This is a genomic window from Paenibacillus pinihumi DSM 23905 = JCM 16419 (genome assembly GCF_000422505.1).
GTDB classification, from domain to species: Bacteria; Bacillota; Bacilli; order Paenibacillales; family Paenibacillaceae; genus Paenibacillus_D; species Paenibacillus_D pinihumi.
The window spans coordinates 75,265-92,261 of the sequence record NZ_KE383866.1 but is presented as its reverse complement, the minus strand read 5'-3'; the positions used below and the strand labels follow the sequence as shown (position 1 = coordinate 92,261).

The 16,997-nt window shown below is 49.5% G+C and carries 15 protein-coding genes; 11 read left to right on the top strand and 4 right to left on the bottom strand.

What is annotated here, in order from left to right; translation table 11 throughout:
• The first annotated feature begins 40 nt into the window (after window positions 1-40).
• The 11 genes from H583_RS37690 (at window position 41) to H583_RS0124180 (ending at window position 12,709) form a co-directional block, all read left to right on the top strand.
• Window positions 41-217, top strand: coding sequence for a GNAT family N-acetyltransferase (locus H583_RS37690; RefSeq protein WP_154665975.1), 177 nt, complete (start codon window positions 41-43; stop codon window positions 215-217).
• 237 nt (window positions 218-454) lie between these two features.
• Window positions 455-802: a Na-translocating system protein MpsC family protein gene (locus tag H583_RS0124230; RefSeq protein WP_028562744.1), complete on the top strand. Its 348-nt coding sequence runs from the start codon at window positions 455-457 to the stop codon at window positions 800-802.
• A 270-nt stretch (window positions 803-1,072) separates the two neighbouring features.
• On the top strand, window positions 1,073-2,152 hold the full coding sequence (locus tag H583_RS0124225) for an ABC transporter substrate-binding protein (RefSeq protein ID WP_028562743.1): 1,080 nt from the start codon (window positions 1,073-1,075) through the stop codon (window positions 2,150-2,152).
• 112 nt (window positions 2,153-2,264) lie between these two features.
• Complete coding sequence (locus H583_RS0124220; RefSeq protein ID WP_028562742.1) at window positions 2,265-3,194, top strand: nucleoside hydrolase; 930 nt, start codon at window positions 2,265-2,267, stop codon at window positions 3,192-3,194.
• Between the two features lie 27 nt (window positions 3,195-3,221).
• Window positions 3,222-4,046, top strand: coding sequence for an ABC transporter permease (locus H583_RS0124215; protein WP_028562741.1), 825 nt, complete (start codon window positions 3,222-3,224; stop codon window positions 4,044-4,046).
• 2 nt (window positions 4,047-4,048) lie between these two features.
• Window positions 4,049-4,837, top strand: a complete 789-nt coding sequence (locus H583_RS0124210; RefSeq protein ID WP_028562740.1) for an ABC transporter permease — start codon at window positions 4,049-4,051, stop codon at window positions 4,835-4,837.
• A 15-nt stretch (window positions 4,838-4,852) separates the two neighbouring features.
• The gene (locus tag H583_RS0124205) at window positions 4,853-5,914 is read left to right on the top strand and encodes an ABC transporter ATP-binding protein (RefSeq protein ID WP_028562739.1); all 1,062 of its coding nucleotides are present in this window, start codon (window positions 4,853-4,855) and stop codon (window positions 5,912-5,914) included.
• Between the two features lie 28 nt (window positions 5,915-5,942).
• A complete protein-coding gene (locus tag H583_RS0124200; protein ID WP_028562738.1) occupies window positions 5,943-7,658 on the top strand; it encodes an adenine deaminase C-terminal domain-containing protein in 1,716 nt (571 codons plus the stop codon).
• A 646-nt stretch (window positions 7,659-8,304) separates the two neighbouring features.
• Window positions 8,305-8,565, top strand: coding sequence for a hypothetical protein (locus H583_RS0124190; RefSeq protein WP_028562736.1), 261 nt, complete (start codon window positions 8,305-8,307; stop codon window positions 8,563-8,565).
• A 111-nt stretch (window positions 8,566-8,676) separates the two neighbouring features.
• Window positions 8,677-11,847 (top strand): GNAT family N-acetyltransferase, encoded by a 3,171-nt coding sequence (locus tag H583_RS0124185; RefSeq protein ID WP_028562735.1) that lies wholly within the window; start codon window positions 8,677-8,679, stop codon window positions 11,845-11,847.
• Window positions 11,834-12,709: an amidohydrolase family protein gene (locus H583_RS0124180; RefSeq protein ID WP_028562734.1), complete on the top strand. Its 876-nt coding sequence runs from the start codon at window positions 11,834-11,836 to the stop codon at window positions 12,707-12,709. The genes H583_RS0124185 and H583_RS0124180 overlap by 14 nt, the downstream gene beginning before the upstream one ends.
• Before the next feature lie 273 nt (window positions 12,710-12,982).
• On the opposite strand, the gene H583_RS0124175 is transcribed toward H583_RS0124180, so the two are convergent.
• The 4 genes from H583_RS0124175 to H583_RS0124160 are packed head-to-tail and all read right to left on the bottom strand — an operon-like array spanning window position 12,983 to window position 16,920.
• Complete coding sequence (locus tag H583_RS0124175; RefSeq protein ID WP_028562733.1) at window positions 12,983-13,789, bottom strand: ABC transporter ATP-binding protein; 807 nt, start codon at window positions 13,787-13,789, stop codon at window positions 12,983-12,985.
• Window positions 13,789-14,820, bottom strand: a complete 1,032-nt coding sequence (locus tag H583_RS0124170) for a FecCD family ABC transporter permease (RefSeq protein ID WP_028562732.1) — start codon at window positions 14,818-14,820, stop codon at window positions 13,789-13,791. Before H583_RS0124170 ends, H583_RS0124175 begins: the two co-directional genes overlap by 1 nt.
• Window positions 14,817-15,857, bottom strand: coding sequence for a FecCD family ABC transporter permease (locus tag H583_RS0124165; protein ID WP_028562731.1), 1,041 nt, complete (start codon window positions 15,855-15,857; stop codon window positions 14,817-14,819). The genes H583_RS0124170 and H583_RS0124165 overlap by 4 nt, the downstream gene beginning before the upstream one ends.
• Entirely contained in the window at window positions 15,850-16,920 is a 1,071-nt protein-coding gene (locus H583_RS0124160; protein ID WP_028562730.1) for an iron-siderophore ABC transporter substrate-binding protein, read from the bottom strand. The genes H583_RS0124165 and H583_RS0124160 overlap by 8 nt, the downstream gene beginning before the upstream one ends.
• Window positions 16,921-16,997 lie beyond the last annotated feature (77 nt).

The following is a 16,997-nucleotide window of genomic DNA, read 5'->3' as shown; positions in this document are numbered from 1 at the left end:
TTGCTGTGCATGTCCTCAGCGAGACAGATGATCTCCTCAGGTGCGGGCACTGATTTATCTTACCGTAATCTCAAACAATACCGCAGCAAAGCGATTGTATGACAGTGGCGGATTTACAGTTTACGGGACGGAGCGGAATGCTTTGAAATATGGAGATCGATATTGGGATGAAGAACTGATGGTATTGCAATTGGACGAAGGCAGAAGAGACCACTAGCATTCATTACTTCATGGATGCGCCGGGGTGGGGCTATTTTGTTTAATATTCCTGACTCCAGAGACAGATAACGGAAGATATTTCGTAAATCACGTGTTGAAGAATGTATTACTGGGATTTTTCTCTTTTTCTTATGCAAAAATCCGAACTATTGCTTGATTTATTCAATAATCTTATGTATTATGAATACTAGCTTTTAAACTTGATTTAAACTATATCAGTAGGTGATTCTCTCACATGACCCTGATCGACTCGAGCGAGAACAGGAAGAAGCTCAGTCACATCTACAACGAAATTGCCAAAGAGCTGTTCGGAGTAGGAACGACGATGCTGAAGGTATCCATCGATCATTCGGTTATTACGATTCATGCCAAGCACCGCCGGTCGCCGCGCTCCAATGCGCTGGAGGACGAGGCTCCCGCGCTGAAGTATGAAGTGGATTATCATATGTCTGTGATTTATAAGCGGAAGATTCGCGAACGGCTGGAGCAAGAGCTGGGATTATCCATTGAAGTAGTGCTAAGGGATTATGACCCTCCGACTCAACGGGCTATCACGAATGTGATTCTTCACGAAACTGAATAACAAGCGTTGGCGTCACTCTTTTGATTTATCTTAAGAGGGAACCAAATTAAGCGAGGCGGATGTCTCTTTACGTTGTTTACAACGAAAAGTGCTCTTGTTTAGAAGAACTTTTTCTACAACAAGTGTGCTTTTCTTTTTTTGTTGGAAGACCTTGGGGTAAATGTATAGTTTCGGTGCCTGTACGAATAATACGGGTATCACACAGCAACACCGGCTAGGGGTTTAAGATTGACCACTATAGAGCTAGTACATTAAGGGAGGACTTTCAAGATGAAAAAGTGGGTAAAAGGATTGGCATCATTAACGATCCTAGGGGTGGTGCTTGCCGGCTGCGGCAATGCGGCAAAACCGGAAAATACAGGAGGAGCAGGCAACGCACCAAAGGGTGAAGCGACAAAGCTCGTGATCTCGACTTGGGGATTCTCCGCTGACTTCTTCAATAAAGAGCTGTATGAGCCATTTGAGAAGGAGCACAATGTCAAAATTGTAGTCGAGGCTGGCAACAATGCTGACCGTTTGAACAAAGTTAAAACTGGCGGTTCTGCTGTAGACCTGATTTATTTGTCTGACTACTATGCGCAACAAGGTATTGAAGCTGGCTTGTTCGAAAAAATCGACCGCAGCCGCATCCCGAACCTGAAGGACATCTATGAAGTTGCTCAAGCTCCGCTTGGCGAGGACTTCGGTCCGGCTTACACAATCGGCCAACTGGGTATTGCTTATAACCCTGAAGAGCTTGGCGGCAAGGAAATCAAATCCTGGAGCGATCTGTGGAGCCCTGAGCTGTCCAAGAAGCTGACGATTCCGAACATTACCTCAACAAGCGGCCCGATGATTCTGGATGCTGCTTCCCGCGTTGCCGGCAACAAAGATTTCAATGAAGATCAGGCGATGGCCAAGCTGAAAGAGCTGAGCCCAAGTGTTGTCAAATACTACGATAAAACTTCTGACTTTGTGAACATGTTTACCCAGGGCGAAATCGCTGCAGGTCCAATTATGGAGATGTATGTAAAGGATCTGAAAACTGCTGTTCCCGGTACAAAGTTTGTAACACCATCTGAAGGTGCTTATGCAATCATGAACACGGTGAACATCGTAAAAGGCAGCAAAAACAAAGAACTGGCTGAAGACTTCATCAACTGGCACCTGAGCCAGGAGTTCCAGGAGAAATCTGCGAAAGCGAAAATCGATTCTCCGGTAAACATGAAAGTAACATTGAGCGCTGAAGAGGCTGAAGGGATTACTTACGGTGCAGACACCATTCTGAAGCTGATCAAGCTCGATATGAAATCTGTAAACGAGAACCTTAAAAACTGGATCGACCGCTTCAACCGTGAAATAACCCAATAAGACGCAGCTTCATTAAACGGTGAACGACGAAATCTGCCGTTTATGCTTAACAACAAGGGTATATGTTGCGCATGTACCCTTGTTTTATTTCGGGCATAGGGAGGATCAATAAATGAACAAGAAGGTCATTCTCGATGTAGATACGGGGGTAGATGACGCGCTCGGGCTGCTGCTTGCTATCCGCAGCGGCGAGCTGGATATTCTCGGTATCACGACAGTTAACGGCAATGTATCCGTAGAACAGGCGACTTCCAATACATGCAAAATTTTGCAGCTGGCAGGAGCAGAGCATATACCTGTCGTGCAGGGAGCCGGAAAGCCGATTCTCCGCAGCACATATTTTGAACACCGGGTTCATGGCAAGGATGGCCTCGGCGGAGCCCTCAATGATATGACGCAACGCAAGCAGCCGGAAGATGGGCATGCGGTGGACTTCATCATCGATCAGGTCCGCAAGCATCCGGGTGAGATTACCCTGATTATGACGGCGCCGATGACGAATCTGGCACTTGCCATTATGAAATACCCGGAGCTTGTTCAGAAGGTGAAAGAAGTCATTGTAATGGGCGGCGTCGTCCAGGGCTTCGGCAATGTAACCCCGACTGCTGAGTACAATATCTATGTAGATCCGGAAGCGGCCAAGCATATATTCTGGGCCGGATTCGCTTCAATCAAGCTCGTTGGCCTGGATGTGACCCGCAAGGCGCTGCTGAGAGAAGAGCACATCGATTCTCTGGGAGATACAGAAATTGCCCGCTATGTACGGGCCAGCACGGCGGATTACCTGCAGCGCTATCAAGAGCGCAATGGTGTCAGAGCTTGTGCCATGCATGATCCGCTCGCAGTAGGCGTGGCGATCAATCCCGATCTGGTTAAGACCAGGCACTATTATGTAGATGTAGAAACGCGCAGCGAGCTGTGCGACGGGCAGACCGTGTGTGATTTCCAAAACCGGCTGTCTGTGAAGCCGAATGTGCATGTCTGCCTGGAGGTAGAGGCGGACGAATTTATCAATCTTTTCACCCGCGTCCTGCGAGGTTAGCGAACTAATGAACAGGAGAACAGTGACATGAAGAAATCGTACTTGGCTATACTGCTTCTGCCCGGACTCGTGTTCCTGGCTGCTTTCATGGTGATACCGATTCTCCTGACGGTAGGCTCGACCTTTTACCATGAGAGCCGTTTCACAGTTGAAGGCTATGTCCACTTTTTTAAAGACCCGTATTTCCTGAAAATTGTATGGACTACACTGCGTGTCAGCGTTATTACAACGTTATTGTGTATGGCGCTTGGGTTCCCGACCGCTTATTATATCTCCCGGCAAAACCCGCGGAGGAAGGGACTGCTGCTGGCGCTGGCCATTTTCCCGTTGCTCACCAGCTCCGTTGTCCGTTCATTCAGTTGGACGATTATTCTCGGAAAAAAGGGACTGCTCAATAACACGCTGCTCTCCCTTGGTGTCATTCAGGAGCCGCTGAACATTTTGTACACGCCGACAGCTATGATTATCGGTCTGATCCATCTGTTCTTGCCGCTCATCATTATTACCCTGGTCGGTGTTATGGAGAATATCGATTCTGATCTGGTTAAGGCTGCGGAAAGCCTTGGTGCAAGCCGGTTCAGCGCATTCTGCAAGATCATTATCCCGCTTAGCGTACCGGGACTGATTATCGGGGGCATTCTCGTATTTGTCGGCAGTCTGACGGCGTATACGACTCCTGCGCTCCTTGGAGGAAAGCAGCGGGTTATCTCGACATTCCTGTACCAGAATGCCATAACGCTCAATGACTGGTATCTGGCCTCGGTTATCGCCACAATCATGATGGTGATTACCTTCATCATTATCACACTGATGAACAAGCTGGCTGCCAAATTAAATCCGAAGGGGTCGTAAACATGAAAGAGAAGAACCGCGGGCTCGGCCTGTTTACACTTCTTATATATCTGTTCCTGCTTGGACCGCTGGTAATTATTGCGATTGCCTCATTTGAGCCGGGGGGTGCGCTGAAATTTCCCCCCACGGGCTTTTCACTCAAGTGGTATCAGAATATTTTTGAAGTTTCGATGTTCAAGACATCTTTTATCACGTCCATTCTTGTATCGCTTGCGGGCAACCTGCTTGCCCTGCTGCTGGGGCTTCCTGCTGCTTATGCGCTGAGCCGCTTCCAGTTCAAGGGCAAGAACGCGTTGAATGCGATTTTTATATCACCGATTCTGATTCCCGGTATCGTGCTTGGTTTTACAATGCTCAAGTACGTCATCATCACCTATAACCTGCCGGTGTATACGGCGCTTCTGCTCGGTCATACCGTCATCATGCTGCCGTTTATTATCCGGGTTATCGCCTCCAGCCTTGCAAACTTCGATTTTGCTGTGGAAGAGGCATCACTTAGCCTTGGAGCAGGCAGACTGAAGACATTCTTCACTGTCGTACTGCCGAATATCAAGTCGGGGATCATTGCTGCTGTACTGATTGCGTTCCTGGAGTCCTTTAACAATGTTGACATCTCGGTCTTCATGACCGGACCTGGAATCAGTACCTTCCCGATCCAAATGCTGCTTTATGTTGAAAACAACTTTGATCCGACGATCGCTGCAATCTCCGTATTGCTGATGCTCTTCACAGCAGTGCTGATGTTCCTGATCGAGCGTCTGATGGGGTTGTCCTACTTTACCAAACGATAATGGAGGCGTGCATCCATGGCCATGCTAACCCTGGAAAATATAGCTGTCGCCTATGACCAGCAATATATTTTGAAAGATTTTAACCTGTCCGTCGAAAAAGGAAGCCTAATCTCGCTGCTCGGCCCAAGCGGCTGCGGCAAGACGACGACATTGCGTCTGATCGCAGGCTTCCTCGAAGCCAAGGACGGCCGCTTCACGCTGAACGGCAAGGACTATACACGTGTGCCGGTCAACAAGCGCAACTTCGGCTTTGTATTCCAGAGCTATGCGCTGTTCCCGCATCTGTCTGTCTATGACAACGTCGCATTCGGGCTGCGTCTGCGCAAGGTGAGCAAGGCGGACATTGACCGCCGCGTCCGCAAAATGCTGGAGGTTGCCAACCTGACCGGCTTCGAGCAACGGTTCCCGAAGGAGCTCTCCGGCGGTCAGAGACAGCGTGTGGCGATTGCACGGGCACTCGTTATCGAGCCTGATCTGCTGCTGTTCGATGAGCCGCTCAGTAACCTTGATGCCAATCTGCGGGTGAACATGCGGGTGGAAATCCGCCGTATTCAGCAGGAGCTGGGTATAACGACTGTATATGTATCCCATGACCAGGAGGAATGTTTCTCAATCTCCGATCAGGTCGCGATTATGAACAAAGGGATTATCGAGCAGCTTGACGCGCCTTCTACAATCTTCAAATATCCGAAGACGGAATTCGTTGCGCGCTTCATCGGCTTTAACAATTTTATCTCCTTTGACAACAGGCAGGAGAACGGGCGTGAAATTCAGCTTCAAGCAGGCGGACATTCCTTCCTGGCGATTCAGGGCGAAGGACGCGGGGCGCAAAAGGGACTCAAAGGAGCTGTTCGTCCGGATGATCTCAAGCTTGGCACATCTGATGAAATCGATCTGGGTGCCAATGTGGTAACTGGGCGCGTGAAGGTGAGCACCTTCCTCGGACGGAGCTACCAGTACGTGGTGAATACAGAGCTTGGCGAGTTTACTGTCAATAAAGAAATGGAACAGCCTTATGTCAGCGGCCAAGAGGTTCGCGTGCTCTTTCCTGTAGAGAAACTGATTTTGGTGGAGTAGCCTAAGCTTACTTGGAGGTGCAGACAGCATGCGCGTGGATTTATTAATTGAAAACGTCCGGATTTATAACAGCTATTTCAAGCGTTTTGAGCAAGGCAATGCGGCTGTGCTGGACGGCAAATTTTTGTACATCGGGCAGCGGGGCCAGGAGAGCTTCGAGGCGGGTGAAATCATGGACGGTCAAGGCCGTTACATGATCCCCGGCCTGATTGACATTCATCTTCATATTGAAAGTACGATGATTACACCCGAAGCATTCTCTCACGGGCTCATCAAGAATGGCGTAACGACAATTGTACCGGAACCGCATGAGATGGCCAATGTGTTCGGCCTTGAAGGCGTGACTGAGATGATCAAGGCGAGCCGCAATTGCGTGGCAGATATGTTTTACGCGATTCCAAGTTCGGTACCAGCGACATCAATGGAGACGACAGGCGGATCGATCGAAATCGAGGATATGGATGAACTGCTGCGCACAGAGCGCATCATCTGCCTTGGGGAGATTATGAACTATGTCGATGTCATCACCGACCCGGACTGCAAGACCAACAAAATTCTAAAGCATATCCGTGATAATTACCCGCAGCTTATTATAGAGGGCCATGTACCGAAGCTGCTGGATCTGGATTTGCACAAGATGATATACAGCGGTGTCGATTCCGACCATACGCATCAGACGATTGAAGGTATGGTAGCACGGATCGGAGCAGGCATGTTCATTGAGCTGCAGGAGAAATCCATGACACAAGAAGTCATCGATTACCTGATCCGCCATGACGTGTCCGAGCATTTCTGCTTCGTCACAGATGATGTTATGCCGGATTCATTCCAGCGTCGCGGCCATCTGAACAGTATCGTTCGCAAAGCCATTCGTATGGGCATGCAGCCGGAGCAGGCGATTTATGCAAGCACATTTACACCGGCCAAGCGGATGCGCATGCATGACCGCGGAGCGATTGCTCCGGGCAAGATTGCCGACTTTGTCCTGCTGACCGAGCTGAACGAATTGACGATCGGCCAAGTGTACAAGGAGGGCCGCAAGGTCTATGACACGGCTGAGGCATATGAGCCGAAGAAGGCCGAGCGTGCATTCCCGGCGCACTTCTACGAAAGTGTGAAGCTGAATGAGCTGACAGAGGCTGACTTCCATGTAACGGCGGATGCCGAGGATGGACGTTACACCGCGCGCGTCATGATGGTCAAGGACGGTTCAACGTTCGTGGAGGAGCACCAGACTGAGGCAGAAGTCCGGAACGGACAACTGATGTGGCAGGAGAGCGGTTATGGTCTCATTGCAACATTTGAGCGTTACGGAAAAGGCGGAAGCCGCGCCTACGGCCTGATCGGCGGAGATACAATCAAGCGTGGGGCAGTCGCGACAACGTATTCCCATGACAATCACAATCTGCTTGTTGTCGGGCATAATCCGCAGGATATGCTGCTGGCAGCCAATGAAGTCATTTCCAAGCAGGGCGGCTTCTGTGCGGTGGAGAATGGCGAGGTTCTCGCAAGCCTGCATCTGCCGGTGGGCGGCATTCTGACCGAGGAACCGCTGGAGAAAACGGCTGAGGAAGTCGACCGTCTGATTGGTGCGATGAAATCGCTCGGCTACCGCCATTACAATCCGATTATGTCGATCAGCACCCATTCCCTGCCGGTAAGCCCGGCACTTAAAATCACCGACCACGGCCTGATTGATGTGAACAAAGGGAAGGTTATTCCTTTGCTTGTGGGGATGAAGTAATAGGATTCGGGAGCTTAGTAAACAGAAATGAATAATGGCCTACAGCACCGTCCCGGTATTGGGACGGTGTTTTTTTCTATGCGAAGCAGCTGCGGTTCAAAACTTTTGATTAATATAGGGCCATATACTTATGAATAAAAATGCCAGGACGTACAAAATCGTAAGCTGTCGGGGCAGCTTTCTTTTGGGAATTTCTTTTACATAAGAGAGGCGGAACTGAGCGTTGTTCCGATAGCATGTAAATACAAATAGAGAGTTACCTATGAACAGAAGCCATATGAAGGGCGTCTGATCAATATCAAGGAGACGATAGAAAAAAAGTTGGATCTCCCAGAGAAGTCCAAATGTCAGCACATAGAAAACCAGAGCAGCAGTAAATTCCAACAGAAAACCAAGACCCATTCCGATCCATTTCTTAATCACTGAATCAAGATGCCCTCCTTCAAAATCAAGTTTTTGCATCCTATTATACAATAAAATCCTATTTTATTAACGGCCCTGAATCAAGAGCAGGAAATAAAAGGAAGCATTTTAGAAATAACTGGTCTACTGACGGCTATAAAGACTATTATTTGAAATCAGCAGCTTGGACAAACAGTAAAATATAAAAGTATGTTTCATGATTTCTATGAAAGGGGGAGGATTTATGAAAAGAATGTTCATTATAGTCATAGCCTTTTTTGTTAGCAGATGCTCATTCAATCATAACGGGGAAATTCCATTTCAGTTGATTTATAAAGGTGATTTAACTGATGTTCATAGAATATGGCTTCTTGATCTGGCGGGTAGCGGCCAAGAAATCAGTGTAAAGAACAAAGATTCAATTCATACTATTATTCAAGCGCTAAGCAACGGCAAATATAGAAAAAAACCAGAAGGAGCTGTCCTCGAATCTGCTTCCAATTAATAGTATAATAGCATTATGCTTATATGTTAGGACAAAGATGATTAGAGTATCGTGGTGACCCCAAATCACTATGAATGTACGTTCAATAGATGCTTTGAAGGAGATGAATGCATGACCGTAAATACCGTCGGGGAACAAATTCGCATTATCGAATACGAGGCTTCCTATGCGGGAGCATTGGCTGAAATGTGGAACCGCAGCAGTGAAAGCTGGGGAGGCGGCACCAATAAGAAAACGGAGGACAGTGTACGGCGGGAAATGGAAATTTCGTCCCATCTGCACAACTTCCTTGCCGTCGATGGCGATGAGGTTGCCGGGTTCTGCAGCTTTGCGCACTACCGTCAGGATGAAGGAGCTTTATATGTACCGCTGTTGAATGTGCGGCCTGACTATCATGGCCAAAAGGTCGGCCGCAACCTGATTTTGAACGCTGTCCGCAAAACGGTAGAGGCAGGCTGGCCGCGGCTCGACCTGTTCACCTGGCCGGGGAACACTAAGGCTGTTCCGATGTATAAGAAATGCGGATTTTTCTGGGAAAAGAATGACGATTATGTTCACCTGATGAACTTCATTCCGACTATTTTGCAAACCGAAGCGGTTGCCCCATATTTCGAGGAGCTGGATTGGTATGCCGACAGTACGCGAGAGCTCGCCATCGAGCCGGATGGCCGCCAGGAGCGAGGCTTCGATTTCTTTGACTATACCTGGCGCAAGGGAGAGCTCTTCTTGCGGGCGGAATTCGAAAAGTCCGGCCGCGGGCTGACCGCTCTCGACACGCCTGATTACGCCATCTCCACCGAGATCGGCAATCATGATCTCGTGTTTGGTGCCGCCTACAAGGTCTGCTACCGCATCGAGAATCGCTCGGCGTCCGGGCTGAAGATCGAGATCAAAGGGCAGGATGACAAGAATATCCGTTTTGCCCTGAACGCTGCACATACGATTGCCCCTGGGGAAACTGTCATTGTAGAGGGAACATTCGAGCTTGATCCGATTGAAGAGGAGCAAAACGCAAAAAAGACGCATCCCGTTGTCATAAGCAAATGGATGATCGCTGGCAAGAGAGCTGAGTTCCGCAGCGGCATTGCTGCAAAGTTCCCGGTCAAGATGAAGGCGGAGCTCCCGGCAGGGGAGCTTTATCCGGAAATTCCGGCCGAGCTGTATCTGAACGTGGAAAATAATTATGTCTCGGAAGCAGAGTTTGCTTTTGAATGGCCAGAGGATGAATGTGTCGAATGGGCGGAGCGTGCGGTGAAGTGCATCGTTCCTGCCAAGGGAAAGGCCTCAATCCCGGTACCCTTCATTTTGCGTTCCTACGGGCTGTTTTCAAGAGAGGTTGAGGTAACGGCGGTTCCGGCCGGGGGGAAGGCGGTTGCCTTCACATCCAAGCTTTCCGTTTTGTTGAAGGGAACGAGCGGCCGTTATGGCGGGGAGACCGGGGAACAGTGGATTGCCGTGAACGGAGCATTTTCCCTTCATCTCAACAAGCTCGATAACAACATAACGATCGACTATCCGGGCTCAAGGCACAGCTTCTGGTGGACGTATCCGAAGCTGGGCAAGCCGTTTGCGGAAGAGTTCTCCAAGAAGCAGGCGAGAGAAGTGAAAAGTTATCCGGAAGGAGAAAGTCAGGTTCTCGAAGCCATTTACGAATCGGAAAGCTTTCCGGGCCTGGAGGTGAAGTCGGTAGCCAGGCTTCTGGCAAACGGAATCGCCGAATTTCATCACGAAATCTGTAACACTGGCAGTGAAGGGCTGGATGAGGGGATATATCTGCTGACGAATTTCGGTTTCTTCGGCAACCGGCTTATTCTGCCTTACCAGGGACAATATGTGGACATGGGCGACGCCTACTCCAGCGATCCGGATCATTGGGACAGCGCGGGTATCACCGAGAACTGGTTGTTCAACCAGGGAGAAGCCTTTGGTTACGGCATTTGCTGGGACCCTTCGCTGAAGCTGCTTCGCCCGGAATATACAGTCGGGCTGGAGCATGATCTGGGCCCGCTTTCCCCTGGAGCCGTGGTGCGGACGAAGAAGACTGTGTTTGCCCTGAACGCCTTCGCCAATTGGTGGGATTTCCGCTCTTTTGCCCAGAAAAGGCGGGAGCTGGTTGTGCCGGTTCTTGACGATCATCTTGGGTTGGCAATCGGCGGCGGCAATCCGTTCAAATCGGGTGAACTTAACGCAGAACTGATTGAACGAAAGTTGATTCCGCTCGCAGGCAGCATGGATCTGTATGTGCAAAATGGCGAAGAAGAGGAGCGCAAAGCTGTCAGTATTGAGCTGCGACGGGAGGAGGACCTTCGCTCCGCGCTCTTCGAGTTCTTTCCTGGGGAAAAGGGAGCGCGGGAAAAAGGCGAATCTGCCTGGAAGGTCCGGGCCGTCTATCACGGTGAGGATCGGATCCAGGAAAGGGCGGCACTCTGGTTCCCGCAGTCGGAAGCGGACATCGTTTGCCGGATCGAGGAGGGGCTGTCAGGGCCTGTCTACACGGTAAGCAACGACGTGCTTTCGTTGGCGTCTGCCCCCGGATTTGGCAGTGTTGTGCATTCGCTAAAATACCAAGGCGAAGAATGGCTGGACAGCTCTTACCCGGAAGCGGTCCCGCACTCCTGGTGGAATCCCTGGTACGGTGGGCTGGGTGTAGAGATCCCCGGCATGAGCGGTTTCAGCCGGCAGCAGGAGCCGAGAAGTGCTGACTGGGCAGAACGGACAGATGTCCATGGAAACGTTTGGAGGGGACTCAGGTTAACCACTAGTATCGAAAAGCAGGAAGCGAACCAGGGAATTACGATTAACCAGCATTACCTTATGCTGCCCGGAGTGCCTGTGCTATGTATACTGCATTCGGTGACCAACGGGAGCGGTCTGGTACTGCCGCATTATTCGCTTACAGCCAACAACTTCTTCAAGCCTTCGGCTGCCTTCTCAGAAGGATACATGGAAATTCCAGGGGAAGGGAGATTCCTTCTCGGGAAGCTGGAAGCGCATCTGAATACTAAGGGGCTCTTGCGAATGGGCGCGGTTTCCCGTCAGGACATGCTGCATGTTGTATCTCATTATCCCCACCAGAGCTCATCGGCATATGCAAATAACAAGGTATTCAATAACAGTGTACATCACCCTGTTTCGCTTCTGAATAGGAAGACATTCTGGACACAGCCGGTTTTTCTCATCCTTGGCCGAATCGCTCTGAATCCGGAGGATATCCGAAGCCTGCTTAAACTAACCTTTGCCAATACTGTCGACGGGGAGGAGGTCTCACATGCCGATCATTGACATTCATATTCATCTGTCGGATATCGACAGCTTTCATCAAACCGCGATTCATAAATCCAAAGTTGATTATTCCGCTGCTGGCCTCAAGGCGGAGTTTGACAAGAACGACGTCATTCTCGGCATTGGAATGGGGGTGACGGAGCAGACGAAGGGAGCCTTTCCTGATCCGGGATCACCCAATCCGATGGGGCTCAATCTGGAAGAGCGTATTCCACCGTTCCTGATGGAATGCGTCGGAATCAATCCGAATTTGCTTGCCGGGAAGCATGCCCAGGATGAACTGGACCGGATTGAAGCACGTCTGCAAGCCCCTGATGTAGCCGGAATCAAGCTGTACGCCGGATACTATCATTATTTTGTCCATGATAAAATTTACACACCAGTTTATGAGCTGGCTGCCTGGTATGGCCTGCCCGTGGTCATTCATACTGGGGATACGTACTCAATGAACGGGCTGCTCAAGTATGCCCATCCGCTTACCGTAGATGAGTTAGCCTATCAGCAGCGCGGCGTGAACTTCATGATTTGCCATCTGGGCGATCCCTGGGTGATGGATGCCGCGGAAGTAGTAGCCAAGAACCCAAACGTCTACGCCGATTTATCCGGCCTTGTTGTTGGGGACCGCCCCCACTTTGAACGGTTCATGAATGAAGCGCTGTTTATGGATCATTTTCGCCGTGCATTGGTGTACGCAGATCATTATGACAAGATGTTGTTCGGAACCGACTGGCCGCTGGCTCCGATTGACTTGTATGCGGAATTTATCCGCCGGCTCGTGCCGGAGCAGCATCATGAGAAGGTGTTCTACGAGAATGCGTTCGGACTGTTTCCGCGCATCCGGCAAAGGATTGAAACTCTCTAAGGGATCAGGGACAGCAGTCTTTTGAGCCTGTAGAGACGGGCAGTTGTTGGATGCGAAAAGATACCTGATCCGCTTGCATTTCAACGCACGGAAAAAAGGATATTATTTCGGCATGGATTAAGAAGATTCATGTGGGAGTTGACCACAAGAGAATTAAAAAAATCGTCTTCTGGTTACAGAAGACGATGGCTCAAACGCTTTATAAAAAAGTGGGCGATATCAGAGGTTGAGAGGAATGCTTTTGTAGTTGGGATTGAGTCCTGACTTACGAGGCTAATCCTCTTTAACATGATATCGTCCTTTTGGTATGACCAACGGAGATCCCGAAATGGGGTCTTCGATTACATTGCAATCCAGTCCGAAAATGTCTTTAACGAGTGAGCTTGTAACAACCTCAGCGGGCCCCCCCTCAGCGACAAGGTTTCCGTTATGCAGCGCAAATATATGGTCTGCATAACGCGCGGACAAGTTGATATCATGAAGCACCATGACAATCGTAGTTCCGTGTTTCCGGTTAAGGTCGGTGAGCAGGTCAAGAATCTCCACTTGATAGGTGATATCCAAAAAGGTTGTCGGTTCATCGAGAAACAGGATGTCGGTTTGTTGTGCCAAAGCCATTGCAATCCAGACGCGCTGCCGTTGGCCGCCTGACAGCTCGTCAATGTTATGATTGGCAAACTCGGTGATATTCATAATGCTCATGGCTTCGTCAACGGCTTCATAATCCTTTTTGGTCCACCCGCCGAGCAAGGATTGATGCGGAAATCTTCCGCGCCCAACCAAATCCGCTACAGAAATCCCTTCCGGCACAATGGGGGACTGCGGCAGCAGTCCGATCACCCGGGCCAATGGTTTGGGCGGGAATTTGGAGAGCGGCTTGCCGTCCAGCGTGATATTGCCGGATTCCGGTTTTATGAGCCTGGCCATTGTTTTGAGAAGCGTAGACTTTCCGCACCCGTTTGATCCAATAATAACACTGATTTTATTGTCCGGTATAACAAGGTCGACACCGTGGATAACCGTTTTATTCTCATAGCCCGCTATGATTTGTTCGGCTTGAAAAATATGTTTCGGTTTCATTATAATTCTCCCTTTCGATTCATTCGGATTAACAAGAAGATCAAATAAGGCGCTCCGAGCAATCCGGTAATGATGCCTACGGGGAATCTGTACTCAAAAGCAAATTGTCCGATTAGATCTGCTGCCAGGACCAAATTAACGCCAACGAGGCCGGCAGGAATGACATTGGAGGAGCCAACCCCGACCAGTCTTTTCGCGATCGGTCCCGAAAGGAAGGAGACAAACGCAATCGGACCCGTGGTAGCAGTAGCCATAGCAACCATACAGACTGAACTCACAATAAGCGCAATTCTTGTCCTGTCCGTGTTCAAGCCCAATGTAGAAGCCGATTGTTCTCCAAGCTCCAATATACTCAAATGTTTGCCCAGCACAATTACGATAGGCGAACAAATAATGACGACGATCACAAGCGGCGGCAGCTGCTGCATTTGAGAGCCGTTAAGGCTGCCAGCGAGCCATCTGATCGCAGCTGCGATATCCTGTTCGGCGCTAATTAGCAGAAGATAGGAAATTACAGCGTCAAGCATAGCCTGAATGCCGATCCCGATCAGGATTAATCGTCCAATCGAAAATGCCTTTCCTCTGGATAAAATATAAATAAACAGCACCGTGGCAAGGCCGGCAGTCACCGAAGCAACGGAAACAATTGCCGCGCTTGTATGAAGCACAATGATGCAAAAAACAGCTGCCGCGCTTGAACCGGATGTAATCCCGATAACATTCGGGTTCGCAAGGGGGTTCCGTAGCATGGTCTGAAAGGTATACCCTGCAAGGCCAAAAGCAAATCCGGCAAAAAGACCTGCCAGCATTCTTGGAAGGCGCACCGTATTCACGGCAAAAGAGACACCCTTGAGCTGTTCTCCCGAAAGCGCCCGGATCACATCTTTAACCGGATAGATTGTATTCCCGAGCAATAGCATCGCGCAGCAAAGAATACACGCAAGTGCTGCAAGGAGGCTGGTAACAAGTATCCATCGGCGGCGTCTCTGACGTCTGCCCGCCATAATAAATGCAATAGATTGATTTCTCATAATGAACGCACTTTCGATCGCATAGCTAGTATGATTAGTATTGGAGCGCCTATAAATGCGGTAACTACACCGACTTCAAGCTCCCCGGGGTTGCTGACGAGCCTGCCGCCCACATCGGATACCGTCAGAATGATAGCTCCGGCAATTGCCGACATCGGGATAACAAAACGCAAGTCAGGTCCAAGAATAAGCCGTATGACATGAGTGGATAACAATCCGACAAAACCAATAGGTCCAGCCAAAGCAGTAGTGGCGCCGCACAATAAAACACCCGCGAGAGCCGCAATAAGCCTCAATGTTCCTGTTCGAACCCCCAGTCCTGTCGCTGCATCATCTCCCAGCGCAAGTGCGTTCAGTGCCGGGGCGGCAATGAAACCTATTAATATTCCAATGACCAGAAACGGGATGAAAGTAGATATAGCGCTCCAGGTTCCGGCTCCGACACTTCCAACTTGCCAAAACCTGAACTGATCCATAACATAGGAGCGTGGAATCAAGATGGCAGTGACGAGAGATGAAAGAGCAGCGCTTGTGGCGGCTCCGGCCAAAACAAGCTTAATGGGCGTGGCACCGCCACGCCCCATAGAGCCGATTCCGAATACGAACACTGCAGTAATTGCAGCCCCGGCCAAAGCTAACCATATATATTGATTCGCAGTGCTTATGTTCAAGAACGCAATGCCGCAAACCACAAACAAAGATGCACCTGTATTCACTCCCAATATGCTCGGGTCAGCAATTGGGTTGCGAGTGACGGCTTGCATAAGCGCTCCGGAAACTCCGAGCGCGGACCCGCATAACAAACTGAAGATGGTACGGGAAATTCGCTTGCGGACCACGTTTGCTCCGTAGGAGTCTATATCCTGGTGAAACAAACCGTCTAGTAATTCATGAAACCTCACCGGCCGGGAGCCAAAGACCAGAGAGGCAAACACGCTTGCGCTTAGCAAGATCACACAAATGACCAGAACCAAGGTGAAATTTTTCGGGATATGAGAGTTTGGCCGGTTGTTGTTCGATACCGTTGAACTATTCATTTATTTTGTCAATAGCTCCACCGATTAATTCCAGGTATTCGTCGATGGTATAAGAAATCGATAGCGGATTTGGAGTTCCGGCAGCTACTAAAGGTGTATCGCTCTTAATGAACACCACAGAGCCTCTCTGGATGGCAGGGATTTTGCCAAGCAGGGGATCGGCCTTAACCGCCTCATACAACTCATCATTGCCATATCCGATTAATAGATCCGCATCGTAAAGAGCTTCAGCATTCTCAGCGCTTAAACTTAGCGAATAGCTGGCAGGGTCTGTAATCTGTTTCGTAATACTTTCAGGATACTCCATCCCCAGCTCATGCAGGAAAGAGACACGGGAGTCAGCAGGGGTGTAAAGATGTAATTTAGACATATCTTTAGCGGAGAAGTTAACCCAGACCACTTTCTTCCCTTTAATCTGCGGATAGTTGCTCAGCTTTTCATTAATCATGTCCTCAGTATCTTTAATGAGCTGTTCGCCTTGCGCTTTCATGCCCATGCCGGTTGCATTAAAGATAACTTGCTCACGCCATGTAGTTGACCAAGGAGCGGTCGGATAGGCCACAACCGGAGCAATTTTGCTAAGAATATCATAGTCTTCCTGGGTTATGCCGGAATAAGCAGCAAGAATGACATCCGGATTTGCATCTGAAAGAGCTTCAAAATCAAGGCCGTCGGTATCCTGAAAAACATTCGGGTCCTTTGCGCCAAGTTCCTCCAGCTTTTTAGCTGTCCAAGGCAACAGTCCGCTGCCATCCTGAACGCCGAAATTCGCCGCCGAGAAGCCAACAGGTACAACTCCAAGAGCGAGAACGACATCGTGGTTCGCCCATTGAATAGTAGCTACACGTTCAGGCTTGCTTTTAATTACAGTCTCACCAAAAGCATGTTTGATGACGACCGGATATTCAGCATTTGCATCTTGGGAGGCTGATGTTTCTTTATTTGCCGGATCATTCTCAGCGGGTGGCGGACTTGATTGCTGGCTTGAACATCCGACTAGCGCTAATATAAGCACAACCGAGATGAATAATGTTTTTAATGAGAGTTTTTGTTTTGGGTCCATGTGTGCCCTTCCTTCCGAAAAACAATATATTTTTTGGTGCTGATAACCTTTAATGGGTAAAAAACGCCTACTAAAAC

Excerpts from the sequence above, each read along its gene's own strand:
- H583_RS0124225 (WP_028562743.1), top strand. The coding sequence starts at position 1,073 with ATGAAAAAGTGGGTAAAAGGATTGGCATCATTAACGATCCTAGGGGTG.
- H583_RS0124160 (WP_028562730.1), bottom strand. The coding sequence starts at position 16,920 with ATGGACCCAAAACAAAAACTCTCATTAAAAACATTATTCATCTCGGTT.
- H583_RS0124215 (WP_028562741.1), top strand. The coding sequence starts at position 3,222 with ATGAAGAAATCGTACTTGGCTATACTGCTTCTGCCCGGACTCGTGTTC.
- H583_RS0124175 (WP_028562733.1), bottom strand. The coding sequence starts at position 13,789 with ATGAAACCGAAACATATTTTTCAAGCCGAACAAATCATAGCGGGCTAT.
- H583_RS0124200 (WP_028562738.1), top strand. The coding sequence starts at position 5,943 with ATGCGCGTGGATTTATTAATTGAAAACGTCCGGATTTATAACAGCTAT.
- H583_RS0124165 (WP_028562731.1), bottom strand. The coding sequence starts at position 15,857 with ATGAATAGTTCAACGGTATCGAACAACAACCGGCCAAACTCTCATATC.
- H583_RS0124220 (WP_028562742.1), top strand. The coding sequence starts at position 2,265 with ATGAACAAGAAGGTCATTCTCGATGTAGATACGGGGGTAGATGACGCG.
- H583_RS0124185 (WP_028562735.1), top strand. The coding sequence starts at position 8,677 with ATGACCGTAAATACCGTCGGGGAACAAATTCGCATTATCGAATACGAG.
- H583_RS0124170 (WP_028562732.1), bottom strand. The coding sequence starts at position 14,820 with ATGAGAAATCAATCTATTGCATTTATTATGGCGGGCAGACGTCAGAGA.
- H583_RS0124230 (WP_028562744.1), top strand. The coding sequence starts at position 455 with ATGACCCTGATCGACTCGAGCGAGAACAGGAAGAAGCTCAGTCACATC.
- H583_RS0124205 (WP_028562739.1), top strand. The coding sequence starts at position 4,853 with ATGGCCATGCTAACCCTGGAAAATATAGCTGTCGCCTATGACCAGCAA.
- H583_RS0124180 (WP_028562734.1), top strand. The coding sequence starts at position 11,834 with ATGCCGATCATTGACATTCATATTCATCTGTCGGATATCGACAGCTTT.
- H583_RS0124190 (WP_028562736.1), top strand. The coding sequence starts at position 8,305 with ATGAAAAGAATGTTCATTATAGTCATAGCCTTTTTTGTTAGCAGATGC.
- H583_RS0124210 (WP_028562740.1), top strand. The coding sequence starts at position 4,049 with ATGAAAGAGAAGAACCGCGGGCTCGGCCTGTTTACACTTCTTATATAT.